Annotated in this window: 20 protein-coding genes; 3 read left to right on the plus strand and 17 right to left on the minus strand. The window is 35.2% G+C overall.

Annotated elements, in window-relative coordinates:
* Positions 1-436: 436 nt before the first annotated feature.
* The 5 genes from DFO73_RS03690 to DFO73_RS03710 form a co-directional block, all read right to left on the minus strand.
* A complete protein-coding gene (locus DFO73_RS03690; RefSeq protein WP_110063554.1) occupies positions 437-823 on the minus strand; it encodes a VOC family protein in 387 nt (128 codons plus the stop codon).
* 97 nt (positions 824-920) lie between these two features.
* Positions 921-1,199, minus strand: coding sequence for an ArsR/SmtB family transcription factor (locus tag DFO73_RS03695; protein ID WP_110063398.1), 279 nt, complete (start codon positions 1,197-1,199; stop codon positions 921-923).
* A gap of 607 nt (positions 1,200-1,806) precedes the next feature.
* Positions 1,807-2,856 carry an SDR family oxidoreductase gene (locus tag DFO73_RS03700; RefSeq protein ID WP_110063399.1) on the minus strand — a complete coding sequence of 350 codons (1,050 nt, stop codon included), beginning with the start codon at positions 2,854-2,856 and terminating at the stop codon, positions 1,807-1,809.
* A 207-nt stretch (positions 2,857-3,063) separates the two neighbouring features.
* Complete coding sequence (locus DFO73_RS03705) at positions 3,064-3,690, minus strand: undecaprenyl-diphosphatase (RefSeq protein ID WP_110063400.1); 627 nt, start codon at positions 3,688-3,690, stop codon at positions 3,064-3,066.
* Positions 3,691-3,818: 128 nt separating this feature from the next.
* On the minus strand, positions 3,819-4,364 hold the full coding sequence (locus DFO73_RS03710) for a helix-turn-helix domain-containing protein (RefSeq protein WP_110063401.1): 546 nt from the start codon (positions 4,362-4,364) through the stop codon (positions 3,819-3,821).
* A 176-nt stretch (positions 4,365-4,540) separates the two neighbouring features.
* Here DFO73_RS03710 and DFO73_RS03715 point away from each other — a divergent pair, with 176 nt between their 5' ends.
* Positions 4,541-5,902 carry a D-serine ammonia-lyase gene (locus DFO73_RS03715; protein ID WP_110063402.1) on the plus strand — a complete coding sequence of 454 codons (1,362 nt, stop codon included), beginning with the start codon at positions 4,541-4,543 and terminating at the stop codon, positions 5,900-5,902.
* 239 nt (positions 5,903-6,141) lie between these two features.
* Here DFO73_RS03715 and DFO73_RS03720 read toward each other — a convergent pair whose 3' ends face one another.
* The 6 genes from DFO73_RS03720 to DFO73_RS03745 all read right to left on the minus strand — a co-directional run bounded on the left by DFO73_RS03720 (position 6,142) and on the right by DFO73_RS03745 (position 10,525).
* The gene (locus tag DFO73_RS03720; RefSeq protein ID WP_110063555.1) at positions 6,142-6,606 is read right to left on the minus strand and encodes a DUF402 domain-containing protein; all 465 of its coding nucleotides are present in this window, start codon (positions 6,604-6,606) and stop codon (positions 6,142-6,144) included.
* A 423-nt stretch (positions 6,607-7,029) separates the two neighbouring features.
* Entirely contained in the window at positions 7,030-7,251 is a 222-nt protein-coding gene (locus DFO73_RS03725; RefSeq protein ID WP_110063403.1) for a helix-turn-helix domain-containing protein, read from the minus strand.
* 10 nt (positions 7,252-7,261) lie between these two features.
* Complete coding sequence (locus tag DFO73_RS03730; protein ID WP_110063404.1) at positions 7,262-7,744, minus strand: DUF2975 domain-containing protein; 483 nt, start codon at positions 7,742-7,744, stop codon at positions 7,262-7,264.
* Positions 7,745-8,227: 483 nt separating this feature from the next.
* Complete coding sequence (locus tag DFO73_RS03735) at positions 8,228-9,151, minus strand: AEC family transporter (protein ID WP_110063405.1); 924 nt, start codon at positions 9,149-9,151, stop codon at positions 8,228-8,230.
* Between the two features lie 56 nt (positions 9,152-9,207).
* Positions 9,208-9,522 (minus strand): hypothetical protein, encoded by a 315-nt coding sequence (locus DFO73_RS03740; protein WP_110063406.1) that lies wholly within the window; start codon positions 9,520-9,522, stop codon positions 9,208-9,210.
* Between the two features lie 130 nt (positions 9,523-9,652).
* The gene (locus DFO73_RS03745; RefSeq protein WP_110063407.1) at positions 9,653-10,525 is read right to left on the minus strand and encodes a LysR family transcriptional regulator; all 873 of its coding nucleotides are present in this window, start codon (positions 10,523-10,525) and stop codon (positions 9,653-9,655) included.
* A 219-nt stretch (positions 10,526-10,744) separates the two neighbouring features.
* Between DFO73_RS03745 and DFO73_RS28435 the strand changes: the two genes are divergently transcribed.
* A complete protein-coding gene (locus DFO73_RS28435; RefSeq protein ID WP_181395906.1) occupies positions 10,745-10,903 on the plus strand; it encodes a hypothetical protein in 159 nt (52 codons plus the stop codon).
* A 256-nt stretch (positions 10,904-11,159) separates the two neighbouring features.
* On the opposite strand, the gene DFO73_RS03750 is transcribed toward DFO73_RS28435, so the two are convergent.
* Positions 11,160-12,062, minus strand: coding sequence for a DMT family transporter (locus DFO73_RS03750; RefSeq protein WP_110063408.1), 903 nt, complete (start codon positions 12,060-12,062; stop codon positions 11,160-11,162).
* Positions 12,063-12,222: 160 nt separating this feature from the next.
* On the opposite strand from DFO73_RS03750, the gene DFO73_RS03755 reads away from it, so the two are divergent.
* Entirely contained in the window at positions 12,223-13,599 is a 1,377-nt protein-coding gene (locus DFO73_RS03755) for an aminotransferase-like domain-containing protein (protein WP_110063409.1), read from the plus strand.
* A 370-nt stretch (positions 13,600-13,969) separates the two neighbouring features.
* Here DFO73_RS03755 and DFO73_RS03760 read toward each other — a convergent pair whose 3' ends face one another.
* The 5 genes from DFO73_RS03760 to DFO73_RS03780 all read right to left on the minus strand — a co-directional run bounded on the left by DFO73_RS03760 (position 13,970) and on the right by DFO73_RS03780 (position 17,466).
* Complete coding sequence (locus DFO73_RS03760) at positions 13,970-14,470, minus strand: DinB family protein (RefSeq protein ID WP_110063410.1); 501 nt, start codon at positions 14,468-14,470, stop codon at positions 13,970-13,972.
* A gap of 79 nt (positions 14,471-14,549) precedes the next feature.
* Positions 14,550-15,140, minus strand: coding sequence for a lysophospholipid acyltransferase family protein (locus DFO73_RS03765; RefSeq protein ID WP_110063411.1), 591 nt, complete (start codon positions 15,138-15,140; stop codon positions 14,550-14,552).
* A 265-nt stretch (positions 15,141-15,405) separates the two neighbouring features.
* Entirely contained in the window at positions 15,406-15,738 is a 333-nt protein-coding gene (gene csaA, locus DFO73_RS03770) for a chaperone CsaA (protein ID WP_110063412.1), read from the minus strand.
* A 34-nt stretch (positions 15,739-15,772) separates the two neighbouring features.
* Positions 15,773-16,672: an EamA family transporter gene (locus DFO73_RS03775; RefSeq protein ID WP_110063556.1), complete on the minus strand. Its 900-nt coding sequence runs from the start codon at positions 16,670-16,672 to the stop codon at positions 15,773-15,775.
* A 92-nt stretch (positions 16,673-16,764) separates the two neighbouring features.
* Entirely contained in the window at positions 16,765-17,466 is a 702-nt protein-coding gene (locus tag DFO73_RS03780; protein WP_110063413.1) for an AraC family transcriptional regulator, read from the minus strand.
* Between the last annotated feature and the right edge of the window lie 271 nt (positions 17,467-17,737).

Consider the following 17,737-nt stretch of genomic DNA (forward strand, 5'->3'; position numbering starts at 1 on the left):
GTTAAGATATTTATTATTCTTCTTCCACAAACCTGCCACGTTACTTTAAGTACATTTCTTCACAATCGCTTCCTAATTTTAGCATATTTCGCGCACTACGTTATTCAACAATCTGGCCCGATTCATTAAGAAGAGCGCATTTCTTGCTCCAGAAATGCGCCCGATTCTTGAAAACCAGGTACCTACTATTAGCTGTTTGCTGAAGATCGTTAATAAAGGAAAGCACCCGTTAGAGTTTAAGTGTCTAATTCGCAATGTTACATTTCTATTGTAAAATGACAACATTGTTATTTAATTTTATACCTTAAACATGTATAACCCCGACCTAAAATTAGGACAGGGTTAACAAAAAGTTGTTTAATTTTTGAAATAACACTTCACAGGTCTTAAACTTGCCAATCGTGTCGATTAGAAACTAGGTTCTTTCGTCATAACGTTACTTCTGCTCTATCATCTGAATAAGGTTTCCGCATGTATCGTCGAAGACAGCTATTGTGACTTTGCCCATTTCTGCTGGCTCCATAGTAAACTTTACGCCTTTTTCTACTAATCGTTTGTACTCTTTGCGAATATCTGCAACCCCAAACATTGTTACTGGAATGCCATCAGCAAATAGCTTCTGCTGATACTCTTTGGCAGCAGGGTGGTCATTAGGTTCGAGTAAAAGCTCGGTACCGTCTTGTTCATCAGAAGAAACAAGCGTTATCCACCTATATGCTCCGCTGGGAACGTCATGCTTTTTTACAAAGCCCAGCGTTTTTGTATAAAACTCTAATGCTTTGTCTTGATCTTGAACGAATATACTAGTAATAATGATTTTCATCATGTTTTGGCCTCCTTTGATATTTGCGATGTATGGTTCTCTTCTAACAATCTGGCTGCAAATAGAAAAACTCATACATTCATCATTAGTTATAAAATTAATCTACCCATCCTTTCAGCAAACTTTTAAGTGGTTCTTTGTTAAACATAAGTACTCGATATTTTCCCTTTCGTTTTGATATTACGAGCCCTGCATCTTCCAATGTATTAAGATGTTTAGCGATTGCCTGTCGCGAAATGGAAAGGTTGTGTTTCATAACGAGACGTGCAGTAAGTTCATACAACGTCAGCTCGTTGCGTTCGGAAAGTTCATCTAATATAAGCCGCCGAGTCGAGTCGCCAAGTGCTTTGAATATAGCGTCTTTGTCCCAATTCATATGTCGATTATATGCAACTCTAAGGTTGCATGTCAAGCATAAGCAACTGTCTGGTTGCGTGACAAAGGAACCGTATCATGCAACCTTAACAAGTTAAAGTCACATAATAGTAGAGTTCCCCCTGATCTTTATCAATTGTAACCGTTTATCAAATTTTTCTTCAAACTACATTTGCCCGATTGCCAATTATAATGATTTCAAAATTCGTAATTCATCTCAATCCTTTTATTCCATTAAGCTCTGTTAAATTAGCCTGTTGATTTCCGCTGCATGCACTCCCTTTCCGCGGGCGGTCCGACGCTCCTCGTCGCTTTGCTCCTGCTGGGTCTCCCATTGATCCGCACTCCCGCAGGATGTTGAATAAGCATCCTCGAATAAACACCGCACGAAGAAAATGCGAATGCATTTTCGAGGAGTTTGTACCTTCTGCTCCAATCAACAGGGTGCTAAAAAACAACAATAAGCTTTAACAGAGCCTTTCATTAAAAAAGACACTTTTCGTGCTGTTCTTGAAAAGTGCCCGTTTGCTGATGATTATAATTTAGAAGGTATCCCTTTTTTAGATATAATTTTCCTAGGCTTGATGGACATTGGGGTAATAACCCCATCACGATGTCTCCTTTTTCTCTTTTTGGAACCAGGCACCTAGCAACTCTTGCTCTTTTTCACGCGATATCCCTGCTTTTCGTACTGAATCTTGTCTCGCTTTCTCCCATTGATATACATCATGAATTGTTTCTTCAAGCGGAGTGAAGGAAAGCCCGGCGTCTAAGGCCTTTTTTACGCTGATGGACATTTTCCACGGTTTAGTTTCTCCTTCTAACGGGAAATGTTCAGGGATCCATAACGGCATTTCCGTCCATGGCTGTATTTGATGATCTAATACAAATTGTTCATCTGCCCAAACAAATTTGGCATTGCTATTAGTAACTGCTTTACACTTTCTCAAAAGCTCTTCCATCGTCAATTCATAATCAGGACCTGTAATATTGAACGTACCAGCTTCTCTTTTTTCCGCCATATCGAACACCCATGTTGCTATATCCTTCACGTCGATCAGTTGAATTGGACGGTTTGCACGTCCCGGCACCACTATGTTTCCTCCTTCCGCGATACGTTGAACCCAGTACGGGAGCCGATCCGTATAGTCAAACGGGCCAACAAGCAGACCTGCCCTGATATGCAGCACTCGTCCTGGCCAATATTTCTCTGCTTCTGCTTCGCATAGCACTTTCAACACGCCGTAATACTCATAAGGAGAAATCCTCCCTTCCTCAACGTCTTTCAATATGTCTTTCAATTTATCCTGCGGCATAGACTGTAAATGATAGTCTTCCGCGATATTGAGTGGAATCCAATCTTTATAAACAGAGATGCTTGAAATGTACGAATAATGTTCGATACTATCTCCGAGCACTGCTGCGATTTTGTTAATTTGGTGGGGAGCGAATCCACATGTGTCTATTACGGCATCCCATTTCCTGTTTTTGAGCTGCGATACATCACCGTCTCTATCACCGATGAGCTGTTCCACTTCGGAAAACGCTTCTTTATTGTTCCCCCGATTAAATAACGTGAGGTCATGCCCTCTTTTCAATCCTTCTTCTGCCAACGCTTTACCTAAAAAACGAGTACCTCCCAATATTAGAACCTTCATACATTTCCCCCGCTCCCTTTAATAGCCTGCAATAAATACATTCATTTTATATAACGTTTTTCCTTCTTAAAAAGATACGGAGTTTATGAAAAACAGATGTGGATTTTGCGAAAACCTTGTATTTATAAGCTATTTATTTCTAAGTATTATTGGCCCCATACAAGAAAAAGAGGCGTTCCTATAAACGCGCCCGATTGTTGAATAACTCTAAAAGTTTTTTGACTTGTTTCCTTTTGTTCTTTTGAACAGAAGAAGAAGTATGTTTTCACATTTTTCATAAATTTTTATGATGGTTTGAGTAACACTTAGTTTAGGAAATGTTAAATATATAAAAGTTGCTGCAGCTAGGCTTATTAATACTCCTGCAAAAACATCAAAAGGATAATGAACCCCAACCCATATACGGGAGACTCCCACGAGAACAGCTAACAATACCCATAAAATAGACCAGCCTCTCTTAAAGAGCCAGAATGAAATACAATATGAGAAGAATAAAATGGTATGGTCACTTGGAAAAGAATTGTCTTTTTTCTTATGTATCAGTTTATTAACGTCTGTCAATTCAACAAAAGGCTGATAATTCGAGTGAAATACCCCTGAAACCTTTCCTATCGTAAAGGCACAAATGAAAGCGATCGATGCAGAAAGAATCATAATTCTATTGTCCGTATTTCTTGTAAACCAAATAATAAGAACACTTAGTGCAAGTAAAAAAACCATATATTCAGCAATAAAACTAAATGCGGGATTCAAAAAGGGATGTTCTTTTCCTAAGTCATTAACCAGCCTAAACAATGATATGTTAACTACTGAAATATCCAAACCCAACACCATCCAATCTCTTTTTAGAACATAGTAAAAGAGAATTAGATGATCTGCCATCGAATTAAATAACATTATTTAGATTTATGTGATATTTTTGTAGGATTGGTGTCACATCAATTATGTAAAAGGGGCCGCAATTAAAAAGCTGGTGGAGTCACCGAAAAAAGTATGGCGGCATTTTCATTAAAATTATTTTCCCATTTATGCTTTATTTGTGCTGGTATTTTTACACTATCACCGGGTTCCAATATGTATTCTTTATCATCTAAAAACACTTTAATTTTCCCTTCTAATACAAAAGCAACTTCTTCTCCTTTATGCTCCAACTGTTTCTCAGATGAAACTGTGTTCGGTGGAAAATTCATAATGGCTGTTGCCAGGTTTCCGGTAAAATCAGGAGAAACTAGCTCATAAGATAAATTTTCGATAATCATTTTCTTTCGGTGACTAGATCTAACAACTAAATCAACCGTGTTTATTTCTTCAATAAGAAAACTAAATGTAGGAACGTCTAGGGATTTCGCTAACATTTTAAGAGTTTGAATAGAAGGGTTTGCTAATCCGCGTTCGATTTGACTCAACATTGAAGGCGTTATTTCAGCTAACCTTGCTAATTCTCTAATGCTTATGCCTTTAGCTTTTCTATATTTTTCAACCTTTTTACCAATATCTATTTTCTCCATTTCTATTCACACCTCGACAATAAACTTTTAATAATATTTAACATTATCGAATTAATTTAAATTTAACTTAACAACAAAAATGATTTGTGTTAATTTTAATTTAACATTTCTTAATGAAATTTTTATTTTACTTCAATTTGATTGCTGGAATCAAGTCAATTAGGAGGATTAACTAAATGAAAAAGATTGAAAGCAGAGACCTTCGAACGTGGGTAGACCGCTATCCTTTATTAAATAAACTCATTTCGACCGAGGAAGTATTGTGGTTAAATCCTAATATCAAAACATTCAAATCAGGAATTAAAAAATCCCCTCTTACTAAAGATGATGTAATGGATGCAGAGGAAAGGCTGAAACGTTTTGCTCCGTATATTTCCAAGGTTTTCCCAGAAACAAAAATGATGAATGGATTAATAGAATCTCCTTTAGTAAGAATTCCCTCAATGAAACAATCCTTAGAACAGGATAATCAACAAACTATATTAGGTGAATTATTGCTTAAGTGCGATAGTCAGCTCCCTATATCAGGGTCTATAAAAGCAAGAGGCGGTATATATGAAATTCTCAAACATGCAGAAGAATTAGCTATTCAACATCAATTGTTGACGATTCAAGATGACTATTCAATTTTAGATAGTGATAGGTTTCGAACTTTCTTCTCACAATATTCAATTGCAGTAGGCTCGACTGGAAATTTAGGGCTTAGTATAGGCATCATGAGTTCAAAGTTAGGTTTTAATGTGACTGTACATATGTCAGCTGATGCAAAACAATGGAAAAAAGACTTGCTTCGAAGCAAAAATGTTAATGTAATTGAATATGAAGCGGATTATAGTATAGCTGTAGAGAAAGGTAGACTTCAAGCAGACGGGGATCCTGCATGTCATTTTGTGGATGATGAGAATTCATACGACTTATTTTTAGGATACGCTGTTGCAGCGTCTCGATTGAAAAAGCAATTAGAAGGGTTAGATATAATAATTGATGAAAATCATCCTTTGTTTGTTTACCTTCCTTGTGGAGTAGGCGGTGGTCCTGGCGGTATAGCTTTTGGCTTAAAGTTATTGTATCAGGATCATGTTCACTGCTTCTTTGCCGAACCTACCCACTCTCCATGCATGTTACTTGGTTTAATGACTGGACTTCATGATAAAATTTCTGTACAGGATATTGGTATTGATAATATAACAGACGCTGATGGACTTGCTGTAGGAAGACCATCTGGTTTTGTAGGCAAAACTCTAGAACCGTTCCTAAGTGGAAGTTATACGGTTAGTGATGAACAGTTATATAAATTATTAAAGGATCTAGTTGATACAGAGGGGATTCATTTAGAACCTTCAGCACTGGCAGGCATGATAGGGCCAATTAAATTATGCAAAGAAGGAACCAACTATTTACTGAAGCATAATTTAACGGAAAAAATGAGTAAGGGTACACACATTATTTGGGGGACTGGCGGGAACATGGTTCCTGAAGAAATGATGGAGCAATATTATCAAAAAGGATTAAAATTAACGTCAGAGAATCAAAAGTAATTCAACACGGGGTTAGTTGACCCCCGTGTTTTTCTTCTTTAAACTTACCTGACTCCTAAGCTTAAATACAATCCTCCACATACTCTCCATACTAATGTTAATGAAAATATCCACTTTTTTCTTAGATTCTTATTTTATTCTATTAAATGGCCCTAAAATGGAAAATAAGTGCTTATCCTTGTTACAGGATAGCGCCGGTTTGTGGAAATTTAAAGGATTAAAACAAACTTCTATAAAGGTTATCTGTTGTTCAACCAAGGAAGAAGTTCTTCATGTTTATAAGTATTTTCAGTTTCTGAAATAATTTCAGAAAGAAGAATATCAATAGAATCCGTTAATAAGTTTAGCGTTTGCAGGACAGACCCATTTTCAAATCGATCCAATGACAATGACACAGGTAGCTCATCCTCGTCTAAAATAAGGTAGTCTCCATTAGGAAGAACCATAACATCAATAATCAAATCCTCAAAGGATACTAACTTATCGGTCATATATGTGTTTTTTACAATATTAAAATAGGAACCTAAATACTCCCCTTTTTGATCTCTCCAGATGTATAAATTATATGGACGATCTTTCCAGTAATATGCAATTGTATAACTACCTTTCGGAATCGTTAATTTTGTTTGGTTTGCTATCATCGTAAAGGATTCTTGAATGATATGGAAAAGCACTGCACTTTGATTTTGTGCTTTTAATAGCATGCAGTTATATTCAACAACTACAGAGTCGTACCGTATTTTTCTCTCTATTATTTTATCGCCACGTTGAAGAGGGAGTATGCTTAAATTCACCACAGCTTTAGTTTCTCCTTCCTATCTAATGTTCCTTCCCAAAACAATTTTGTTTATTAAGAGTAACATAGAATTTTTCCTTTACCGTTATTAATCGATTATACAGGTTTTATAAATCAAAATTTCATTCAATTACATGGGCAATTTGTGCAAAAAGAAAAAAATAAAAAAGCTCACCAATCGGTAAGCTTTTTTGCTTAATGCTTTTCTATCCCGCTTAATTATAAACAGACTCCGGAAGATTATGAACGTATTTATGGACATGTTCAAAATTTCCTGGAAACAAAACCTAAAGTATACCTTGAATAAAATTTTTAGAGAAATTGGTGTCTATTATTCTTGAGTTTCTTCGTCACTTTTGTATTCTAAAATATCTCCAGGCTGACAGTCTAAAGCCTTACAAATTGCCTCTAGAGTTGTAAGCCTAATTGCTTTTGCCTTTCCATTTTTCAATATAGAAAGGTTAGCCATTGTTATTCCAACTCTCTCCGAAAGTTCAGTTACGCTCATTTTCCTTTTCGCCAGCATCACATCAATATTGATTATAATTGCCATTGTTTTCACCTCAGACCGTTAAATCATTTTCTGATTTTATATCAATTGCTTCTTGTAAAAGTTTTTGGAGAACAGCCGCAAAGACTGCGATAACCATCGAAGCAAAAGGTACAACCAATCCGACGAAGATGACACCTGGGGCGTCGTCTATCTCCGCAAAGAGATAGAAAAGCGGCAAGACTAGCACATGCAGACTACTGATTGTGATTGCACAGTATTTGATTTTCTTTAAAGCTTTTACAGATAATTCGGAGAAAGCTTTATTCTTGTCAATATAGCGTAAAAGTTTGAAAGCCTGATACAAAGCAAAGTAAAAAGGGATAGCCGATGCATAAAAAACGATGGAAACGAGATATTTTATATAAGGAAACTCTGGAAGCAACTTTGCTGCAATATTCCCTAACTCAGGTACCAAAAAGATGCACAAAGCAAGAATTGGGACCCCCAAAAGAATAACAGCTATTTTTAAAAACAACGTTGTTACTTTTTTCATAAAAAGCACCTCACTTAAAATTGTTAGTAATTTGATTTTAATACATAATTTATCGAGATTCAATAAAAATTTTCTTGTTTTTAATACATTATTATCGTTTCGTCAGATTCCTTCTATTTTTTTAAAACAAAGGCTCTATTAAATTAGCCTGTTGATTTCAGCACGAGGCACTCCCTTTCCACGGACGGTCCGACGCTCCTCGTCGCTTTGCTCCTTCTGGTCTCCCTTTGATCCACACTCCTGCAGGACGTTCAATAAGCATCCTCGAATAAACACCGTACGAAGAAACTGCGAATGCATTTTCGAGGAGCTCGTGCCTTCGCTTTAACAGAGCCAAAATAAAAAAGCATTCCTCATTGCAAGAAATGCTCTATACTTTTAAATTATACAATTTATAACTTGTTCAACTAACATGCCCCTTTAACTTAACAAGAAACCGATACAGCTAATTATTTTTTCGTACCGAACTTTTTATTTCATTTTTTAAAATAATATTTTGGATAGATAAACAACAGTAGTAACAGTAATCATGCTGCATAAAGTTGTTAATAAAACAACTTGTGCAGCATATTCCGGATGATTTCCATATTCCAAGGCAATAAGTGAACTATTTCTTGAAGCAGGGAACGAGCTTGCAATAAACAACGCCTGTGCAACTGTACCTTCTAAACTTAATATTAAAATTGCGACAAACGCAATACAAGGTGCCAATATGAGCCTGCAAAGAAGACTTAGTACCAATGGAGTTGATAACCTATGGATTTTTATAAACGCACTCTGCGCCCCAAGTGTAATGAGAGCTATCGCCAAAAAAGCATTTGATGTATTTTCTATCGGTGTCCATATAAATTCTGGTATTTTAATAGATGTTGCTTGGAGAAAAATCCCTAACAAAAAGGCATAAAACACAGGGTTTCTTAAGAATATTTTCATTGCCTGGAATCCTTTACTATCAACAGATAAAGAATTATATAATCCATAGGTATAGGTAAGAAGATTTTGAAAAATCATAACAACTACTTGAATAGATAAACCTAACGGATTATGCTGAAAAACAAGTTGACTCACAGGTAACCCAAAATTGCCGGAGTTTATAAGTACAACGCTATTTTTGAAGGTAGCAGATAACCTGTTTTCAAATTTAAACACCTTAGAAATACCTGTACTTACGCCAATCAAAAATAGATTTTGTATAGCAAGGAAACTAATAATATATACGAAGATGTTTCCTCCTAATGTACTCCCATATGTACTAGTAAAGCCTACTGCAGGCATTAATAAATAATTATTTAATTTAGACAACGTCCTCATATCAAAGGTGAATTTCCGGTGGAGAATTGCACCGACTCCTATAAGTGAAAAAACCGGAAAAAACACTTTAATTAAAATAAGAAGTAAAATCTCCATAAAGTACTCCTCCATTTAAATGCATGCAACATTCCTCAATTATTTATTTTGTTTTATCAATAAAATGGTTCAAATATCTGGATAAACACACTATAGTCATTCTTGTAATATACCGTAAAAGCGACGTCATACTTACTGGTAGTCTCATCATGTATTTCTTTGATTCCGTTAATCGGTAACCCAAAATATTTTCCCGTTATTGGTTCGCTTATCATAATTCGTTCAGGGTGAATGTGAATGATAGCACTTTTAACGTAACTCATAAAATTAAAACCACCCATATATGCCATATCATCTATCAATATTGCATCAAAATTTTTTCCTTCATGCTGTTTAACCATCGGTACCAGCATCTTCGATAGTTCGTTCATTTTCTCTCCCCCTCAGCAATTTAATTATAAAAAGGCTAAAAAATTTATTAAAATACAAATAAGCTATCGGGAGGCATTCAAAAAATGAATAAACAAAGAAAAAAGCATGGGTAATGAACCCATGCCTTGATTAAATATCATTAATAAAATCCATTTTTTTAATAAACTCTACAAATTCTTTAATTACTTTTAATTCCAGAGATTCCTGATGATACAGCATCCACGTTTTCCTCACAAGTGGTTGACCGCTTTCATTATTCAAATTAATACGATACAGACTTGAATGATCCTCGACAAGTACGCTGGGAAGAATTCCATACCCTAATCCATTCAACACCATTTCTTTACATGTATCTGCTTTATCAACTTCCATCCCAATTATGGGAGGTTCAGAAAATGTTCTAGTCCACCAATTATCGACTAATGCCTTTAATGCATTATCTGTATCATACTGAACTCTCGGTAATGACGGTAAATCCTTTAGTTCAATTTTTTCCTTTGAGGTGATGCAGATATTTTCTTCAAAAAGGAGATGCTTAGAACCACCCCAATGATAATCCCCTCTCACAATTCCAATATGAACTTCACGATTATAAACGAGGTCAAAAGCTTCTCGACTCCATCCAGTTGTAACTTTAAAATTCACTTTAGGAAACTGCTCACGAAACAGTTTTAAAAGACCTGGCAATTTATGTCTCGTAATATAATTAGAGACCCCTAATCGTAAAGTACCGCTTATTTCATGATCCATGTTTTGAACCGTTTCTTTAATTTGACGAAGTCGACCAAGCATTTCATCTGCACATTTAACCAAATATTCTCCTTGGGGTGTAAATTGGACTCCCTTTGCACCTCTGCTAATAATAGCTTGATCGTATTCCATTTCAATTTGTTGGATTCTCTTCGTTAACGAAGGTTGTGATATATATAAACTTTGTGCTGTTTTCGTAATGTTCTTTTTTTCATATAGAACTTTTAATATTTGCCAATCCCGTTCATCCATGATTTCCTCCATAAAAATATAAAACGATTATTTTTAACCTTTGGAAATGATAAATATAACCTCTATTTTATCTCGATAGGATTAGCTAATTCAACTATATTGCCCCTACAGGACTAATCCCCTTTACTTTAAGTGAAATTCGTTCTAATCCTCGGATATACCGAGTGTTTTTTTGTAAATAATAAGATTGTTAAAACAAGAAATGGAGGAGGATTTGTAATGCAACAGGATCGACAAGCTAAAGAGAATTTGGGTTCTATTACGAAACCGGAATTTTCCGGAACTGATGCACAAAAAGTAAAACAAGAAATTCAAAAAGATGTAAGTGAAGGGCAAGGTGCAATGACTGCCCGAGAAGCAGGAGCAATGCGAGATTAAAAAACCACTCAGCGTGGTTTTTTTTTCTGCTTTAAAATTAAACACTTTACATCTCTCATTTCGATTTCATAAAGATGCCGTAAATTTAAGGATTAGGCACGGTTTGTTTGAAAGACCCTCTCAAGTGATTTTCGTGAATATCAAAAAATTAATCTGCCCCTATTATAGTTAAATAAGAAAAAATCCACCTGTTTTGGCAGCTGGATTTTCAATTCTTCCACCAGGTACATTTCTTCACAGTCTTTTGAACATGCAGTTAGTTTTTCTCTAATACAGATCCTTTTTTTGATACGGGAGCATTTTTGCCTAATATAACAGAGAAGACAACAACCATTGCTATTACAAGAGTGAAAAATGTAATGGATTCATCTAGAAATACTGTTGCAAAGAGAATCATTAAAAATGGCTGTAAGTATTGAACCTGACTAACTCTTGCTATTCCGCCCATAGCCATTCCGCTATACCAAGCAACATATGCTAGAAATTGACTAACTACTGCGAGGTAAATAAAACTAACCCAAGCTTGTAAAGGGGCATGGATCATTTCAGTTGTAAGGTTTAGCCCAACTGGAATAATGAAAAATGGAGCACCGATCATAATTGCCCAAGCAATCACTTGCCAGCTGCCTAATTCTTTCGCTAATCCCCCACCTTCTGCGTAACTAAGTCCAAGTAAAAGCACTGCTGCTAGTAAAGCTAAATCGGGAAATTGTAATTGACCGAATCCAAGATGAAGTGCATACATAATAACAGCTAAAGAGCCGATTACACTTGAAATCCAGAATTTGAGAGAAGGGATTTCACCTGCTCTAAACATAGCAAATCCGGCTGTTGCTAATGGTAACAGGGCTAATTCCACAGCACCATGAGAAACAGGCAAGGATTCCATTGCCCAAGAAGTGAGGAGAGGAAATCCTAAAACTGCACCAAAAGCAACAATAAGTAGACTTTTGAATTGGCGAGGAGAAGGTAGTTTTTCTTTTCTAACAATCAATACCACAGCTACCAAAAAGGCTGCAACCACTGTCCTTCCTAAACCAACGACCGTAGTACCAAAATACTCTACTGCAATACTTGTAGAAGGGAGCGTTAAGCTAAAACAAATGACACCTACTAATCCCAACAATAATCCAAATTTCTCTCTGGTTTCTCTCTGCATCTTATCCTGCCCCTATCTTTTAATTTTTGAGAATATCTGTATCATTTTCTGCTTTTCAAATGCACAGTTCTGATATAATTAAATGATAATGGGGTACATACAATAAAATAAATCATTATTTTACCCATCTGTACTGGTACAATTAAAGGGGAATTAATATATGAGTTCAAAATACATCAAGATAATGGAAGAAATTAAACTTCGGCTAGCAGATAGATCGCTTATTGCAGGCAGTAAGCTCCCTTCTGTTCGTCAATTATCTGAGTATTTTTCATGCAGCAAAAATACGGTCATTAAGGCATACGTCGAACTAGAAAAAGAGCATTTAATTTATTCAGTTCCTAAAAGTGGCTACTTTGTTGTGAATGAATTTCAAAATGCTACGAATGAAAATGACGTGATTGATTTCTTGTCTGCTGGACCAGATAAAAACGTTATGCCTTATGTTGAATTTCAACATTGTATGAATAAAGCAATTGAACAATATAAAGAAGAGCTTTTTACATACTCTGATCAACAAGGGCTTTACTCATTACGAGTACAGTTAGTGAAATATTTGCAGAATCTGCAGGTGTTCACTCAACCTGAAAGAGTAGTCGTAGTTTCTGGGTCGCAGCAAGCCCTTAATTTATTAATTTCTATGCCGTTTCCAAATGGAAAAAACAATATTCTAATTGAACAGCCTACTTATTTCGGATTCATTGAGTCCATCAATCTACAGCAAGCTAATACTTTTGGAATTGAATTATCGATGGAAGGCATTGATCTTGATCGTCTGGAATACATTTTTCGAAATAATGATATAAAATTTTTCTATATTATCCCGAGATTTCACAATCCACTTGGACATTGTTACTCGAATAGCGAAAAGAAAAAAATCGTTGAGTTAGCTGAAAAATACGATGTATATATAGTGGAAGATGATTTTTTAGGAGACCTTGACCCAAATGCAAAATCAGATCCTTTATTTTCTTTTGATCCTTCCGGGAGAGTAATTTATATTAAAAGCTTTTCGAAAATTTTCCTCCCAGGATTAAGGATTGCTGCAGTCGTTCTTCCTACATTGATGATTAACAATTTTTTAAGATATAAATTTAGTTCAGATTTTAATAGTTCAGCACTTTCTCAAGGTGCACTAGAAATCTATTTAAAAAGTGGTATGTTTAATAGCCATCTCAAAAAAATAAAAGAGGTATACCGTACTAAAATGCAAATCCTTCAAGAAGCCTGTGAATTATTGCTACCAGCTAATACTTGTTTTTCAAAACCGACTTCAGGATTTTATCTAACCATCCGTTTGCCCGAGAATGTGACAGCGAAACAGGTAGTTCATATGCTAAACGAACAGCATATATTTGTTGATGATGCATCTAGAATGTTTTTGCCAGAATATAAAAAGGAAAATCTCCTTCGATTAAGCATCTCTCAAGTGAACGAGAGTCAGATTAAGCTAGGTGTAGAGCGATTGGCTCACTGTATTGCTTTAATTAGCAGCAGAAAAAATCATATTACTCCAAATAACTTTTTACTCCTTTAGTATGGGTGAGTTTATATTGAGGGTCGCATCATGTGAATTTCCAGCACTAAGAAAATATACTCAAAACGGTTATTTATGTCACTTAGAATTTGAGCAATCATCTGAGACATATTCCACTCTCCTAATCAACTTGCTTTTAAATAAAACTAAGCCTCTCAAAACGATGATTTTTGAGAGGGTTCCTCCATTAACATGCATCCGATGTATTGAAAACTTCTTGTTAGTACCTTATCGAACTAACCTGCCCTTTCGTTCAAAAAGAAAAAGCCACCAGTTGGCAGCTAATCTTTCAATCTTGTATCCGTTAGTTTATGTAAAATTCTTCGTAAACTTGCATATTAGAACCCCAAAAAGTTCTTAATACCCTTTATCAATAGGATTTAGACAGCTTTATATCTTTTATTTGCTCTATATGTCTTTGCTCGTGTAAGTACAGTAATTCAATCCATTGCTCTAAAGATAATTCACCAAATGCAGGATGGTTCGCTGCTCTTTTAGATAGGATAGACCTATCATTAATTGTACGAAGGACATTTAATAAATTTTCTCTTGATTGAGATAAAAATTTTAAAATAATCTCAACATTTAAAGGATCTTCAGATGGTTTAGCTATTTCTGGTGATTCGAATTTTTGGGATCTATCAGAAGCTAAATGAATAGGTTTATGGGAAACACTCTCGTATTCTTTACCATTTAATCCGTTTACTATAGATTTTGTAAATAAATCTTCTGACAAATATAAATGATGACAAACTTGTGCGATGCTCCACTTATCTGGGGCAGGCTTTTCATTTATTTCTTCATCATTTAATTTTTTAACCTCGCTAATTAACTGTTTACTCGATTCTAGCAATAAATCCAATGTTTTCATTGTATCTCTCCAAAGAAATTAATTTTTTGACCTCAGATTTGTGTAAGTATGTAACAATTAGTATAAATTCTCTAAAAGCTTAAGAATTGTTTGAAATTTCCTTCTCTAAATTAGTTAAAGTCTGTTCTAAGAAATTGGTAAAATATAATCTTTCTTCTTTATCTTTTGAGGTTATATAAATAGGCTCACCAAATATAAGATAAGGCTTTTTTCTTGAAAAAAGTTCTTTTAAATTGTTCGGTCCTTTATAAGCTACAGGGACAATAGGAACATTAGAACGTTGTGCGATTGTAATGGCACCTTGTTTTAAAGCTATTTGTTCATGAGTCCTCGTTCCGCTTGGAAATATTCCAACAATCTCTCCCTTTGATAAAAGGCGATTTGGAATTTTTAACACACTTGGTCCGGGATTCTCTCTATCTACGGGAAACGCATTTAATTTCTTTAACAACCAAGAAAATAACTTATTATCGAAAAGCTGTTTTTTCGCCATATAATGTATTCTTGAAGGTAACAAAGTGGTGCCAAGATAGATCACATCAACCCATCCAGTATGTGTACACGCTATAACATAAGGACCGTTACTAGGCAAAACTTGCTTATTGTAAACATCTATCCTTCCAAATATACGTAAGAAGATTTTTAATAAATACGCAATAATATAATACAAGCCGAACCCTCACTTTCCCTCTTAATAATTAAAAAGTTAAACTACTTACCTTCATTTTATCACTTGCTATTAATAGTTGGTACTAAATTTTATCTATACTTTAACTAAACTCCCCGTTAGCCCAATAACAAGAAAGGGATTGCCGCAGCAATCCCTTTCTTCTACACCTGCACTCTTTAGATTAAGAAGAATAAAATTCTTACTAATTCAGTGGTAAATATCTTTTATCAAATAATTAATCGGCTATACAATAAGCACAAATCTATTATAAGATACGTGTTCCATTTCTAATAGGTTCATCGGGCTTTAAAAGAACAACATCCCCCTCTTCCGGAACCCCACCTATTACCAATACCTCAGATTTAAACCCTGCAATACGCATTGGTGGAAAATTCACTACTCCTACCACTTGACGTCCACAAAGTTGTTCAGGACTATATCTCCGTGTAATTTGAGCAGAAGAATGTTTTATACCAATCTCTTCTCCAAAATCAATTTCCAGTTTTAAAGCAGGTTTTCTTGCTTCAGAAAAAGATGTTGAACTGATGACCGTGCCAACACGTATATCTAGTTTTAAAAAGTCTTCAATTTTTGCCATACTGATCGAACCACCTTTTTATAATTTTTGTATGTCACTCATGCTGAACCATCCTAAGTTCCTTTTGGCTACCAGAATTTTTGGATGACCATATTAATATTCCGATTCCTAGCATTAAGAGGAAAATCCCTAACCAAGAGGTTCTGTTTAAGTATTCTCCTAATATGAAAACTCCTAATAATGCTGCTGTTAATGGTTCTGCTAAAGCAAGTGTAACTGCAGTTGATGAAGAGACATGAATAAGACCTTTAGCAAAAAGGAAATATGCGATCCCAGTTGCCATTATCCCAAGGTGAAGGCTAACACTCACACCTCGAAAACTCGTTATCCAAGACATATCAAAAACAAATAAAAATGGTGATAAACAGATTGCACTAAGAGTGAAAACTACTGCAACTACTGATAAGGATGAATATTTTTCAATCAACTCTCTACTTACAAGAGTATAACTGGCGAACGATAAACCAGCCCCCAAAGCCATTAATATTCCAACAGGGTCTACATATACTGATTCTTTATTCATAAACAACATTAGACAACCTAAAATTGATAGGAATGTGGAACACCACCAAATGATATCCGGACGTTTTTTAAAATAAATCCATTCAATGAAACCAGATAAAATAGGCGCACTGCCAATTGCTACCACTGTCCCAATCGCTACCCCTGTAATGGTAACTGCAGAGAAAAATAATGGCTGATACAATGCCATACTTAAAGAAGCCATTATAGTTGTCTTGATTGGCCAATTTTTAATTTTCATTTTTCCTGCTGCGAGAGCAATACATAATAAAAATAGACCACCTGCTGCTAAGCGGGCAGCACCAATAGCAATAGGATGTGCTGTTTCCGGCGCAAGTGCCTGAGATGTTCCCGTGGTCCCCCAAAGTATTGCTGCAAGTAATATTAAAAAAGGAGACATTTTTCCCATCATTTCGCTCACCTCAATAAAAAAGATAAAAAGAATATTGAAACTTATAATAGAAAATTTCTTGAAAATTTTCTTTACCAAGTTTAATATCCCTTTTATCCATTATTAAGAATTCTATATTTTTGTGGAGAAATTCCCTCACAACTAGCAAACCACCTAGTAAACGATGAAGAATTCTCAAAACCTAATTCCTCACTGATCTTCGACATGGACCATACTGTTGAAATTAACAGATGTTTAGCCTCCTTTAAACGAAGTTCAGATATAAAAACTTTTGGGCTTTTCCCGGTTTTTTTCTTAAACCATGCTGAATAATAGACTGGATGGTAATGTTCTATTTTGGCTAAAGTTTCTAATCTAATTGACTCCTTAAAATGTTTATGAATATAGTCAATAGAAGGGGGGTTTGAGATCTGAAGTTTGTTGGTTACATATCTAGTCAAATCTACTAAGGAGGATGTGTTCTCCTGACTCTTCGCCTCTTCCAATAGCAAATAACGGATAGAATCCCATTGTTTATCCAACCGTATATACATGCTGCTTGTATCTTCGGGTAAATATTGCGTTGGAATATCCAAGATTAAAAATTCATTCCTGTCTATGGATCTGTAGTTATGATCTAACTTGGGAGGAAGGTAAAAACAGTGATCTGAGTTAAGTTTTATCGCTTGCCACTTCGTTTGTATATCTAAGGAGCCTTGTAACGGAAATAAAAATTGGCCAAACTCATGTTGGTGAGATTTAAACTCTCTAGAATAGGACCTTTTTTCACAAGTTACTTGGTTGACACTTTCCATTTTACTCCTCCCCAATCTTACTTTAAAATATATTATAATTCTAAACAAAGATGTAATAAAGATTTTGAAAAAAGGGAGCATGAATTGATTTAAATCTTGTTAGAATTTCTTTTCCGCTACCTACTTCAGCATTTTGAAATGCAGTATTTAAGTTCAATAGAATTTACTATTGTAAAGTACAATGCAATCCCTGCAAATATAGTAAAGACTGCACCAATACCTTTAAGCATTTGTTTGTTTTTCTTCTTGAATAGTAGGGTTGTTATAACCA

The sequence above is a fragment of the Cytobacillus oceanisediminis genome (assembly GCF_003182355.1).
GTDB classification, from domain to species: Bacteria; Bacillota; Bacilli; order Bacillales; family Cytobacillaceae; genus Cytobacillus; species Cytobacillus oceanisediminis_A.

Excerpts from the sequence above, each read along its gene's own strand:
- DFO73_RS03750 (WP_110063408.1), bottom strand. The coding sequence starts at position 12,062 with ATGCAGAGAGAAACCAGAGAGAAATTTGGATTATTGTTGGGATTAGTA.
- DFO73_RS03745 (WP_110063407.1), bottom strand. The coding sequence starts at position 10,525 with ATGGATGAACGGGATTGGCAAATATTAAAAGTTCTATATGAAAAAAAG.
- DFO73_RS03705 (WP_110063400.1), bottom strand. The coding sequence starts at position 3,690 with ATGGTGTTGGGTTTGGATATTTCAGTAGTTAACATATCATTGTTTAGG.
- DFO73_RS03695 (WP_110063398.1), bottom strand. The coding sequence starts at position 1,199 with ATGAATTGGGACAAAGACGCTATATTCAAAGCACTTGGCGACTCGACT.
- DFO73_RS03700 (WP_110063399.1), bottom strand. The coding sequence starts at position 2,856 with ATGAAGGTTCTAATATTGGGAGGTACTCGTTTTTTAGGTAAAGCGTTG.
- DFO73_RS03775 (WP_110063556.1), bottom strand. The coding sequence starts at position 16,672 with ATGATGGGAAAAATGTCTCCTTTTTTAATATTACTTGCAGCAATACTT.
- DFO73_RS03725 (WP_110063403.1), bottom strand. The coding sequence starts at position 7,251 with ATGGCAATTATAATCAATATTGATGTGATGCTGGCGAAAAGGAAAATG.
- DFO73_RS03710 (WP_110063401.1), bottom strand. The coding sequence starts at position 4,364 with ATGGAGAAAATAGATATTGGTAAAAAGGTTGAAAAATATAGAAAAGCT.
- DFO73_RS03690 (WP_110063554.1), bottom strand. The coding sequence starts at position 823 with ATGAAAATCATTATTACTAGTATATTCGTTCAAGATCAAGACAAAGCA.
- DFO73_RS03735 (WP_110063405.1), bottom strand. The coding sequence starts at position 9,151 with ATGGAGATTTTACTTCTTATTTTAATTAAAGTGTTTTTTCCGGTTTTT.
- DFO73_RS03780 (WP_110063413.1), bottom strand. The coding sequence starts at position 17,466 with ATGGAAAGTGTCAACCAAGTAACTTGTGAAAAAAGGTCCTATTCTAGA.
- DFO73_RS03740 (WP_110063406.1), bottom strand. The coding sequence starts at position 9,522 with ATGAACGAACTATCGAAGATGCTGGTACCGATGGTTAAACAGCATGAA.
- csaA (WP_110063412.1), bottom strand. The coding sequence starts at position 15,738 with ATGGCAAAAATTGAAGACTTTTTAAAACTAGATATACGTGTTGGCACG.
- DFO73_RS03760 (WP_110063410.1), bottom strand. The coding sequence starts at position 14,470 with ATGAAAACATTGGATTTATTGCTAGAATCGAGTAAACAGTTAATTAGC.
- DFO73_RS03715 (WP_110063402.1), top strand. The coding sequence starts at position 4,541 with ATGAAAAAGATTGAAAGCAGAGACCTTCGAACGTGGGTAGACCGCTAT.
- DFO73_RS03755 (WP_110063409.1), top strand. The coding sequence starts at position 12,223 with ATGAGTTCAAAATACATCAAGATAATGGAAGAAATTAAACTTCGGCTA.
- DFO73_RS03730 (WP_110063404.1), bottom strand. The coding sequence starts at position 7,744 with ATGAAAAAAGTAACAACGTTGTTTTTAAAAATAGCTGTTATTCTTTTG.
- DFO73_RS03720 (WP_110063555.1), bottom strand. The coding sequence starts at position 6,606 with ATGCTATTAAAAGCACAAAATCAAAGTGCAGTGCTTTTCCATATCATT.
- DFO73_RS28435 (WP_181395906.1), top strand. The coding sequence starts at position 10,745 with ATGCAACAGGATCGACAAGCTAAAGAGAATTTGGGTTCTATTACGAAA.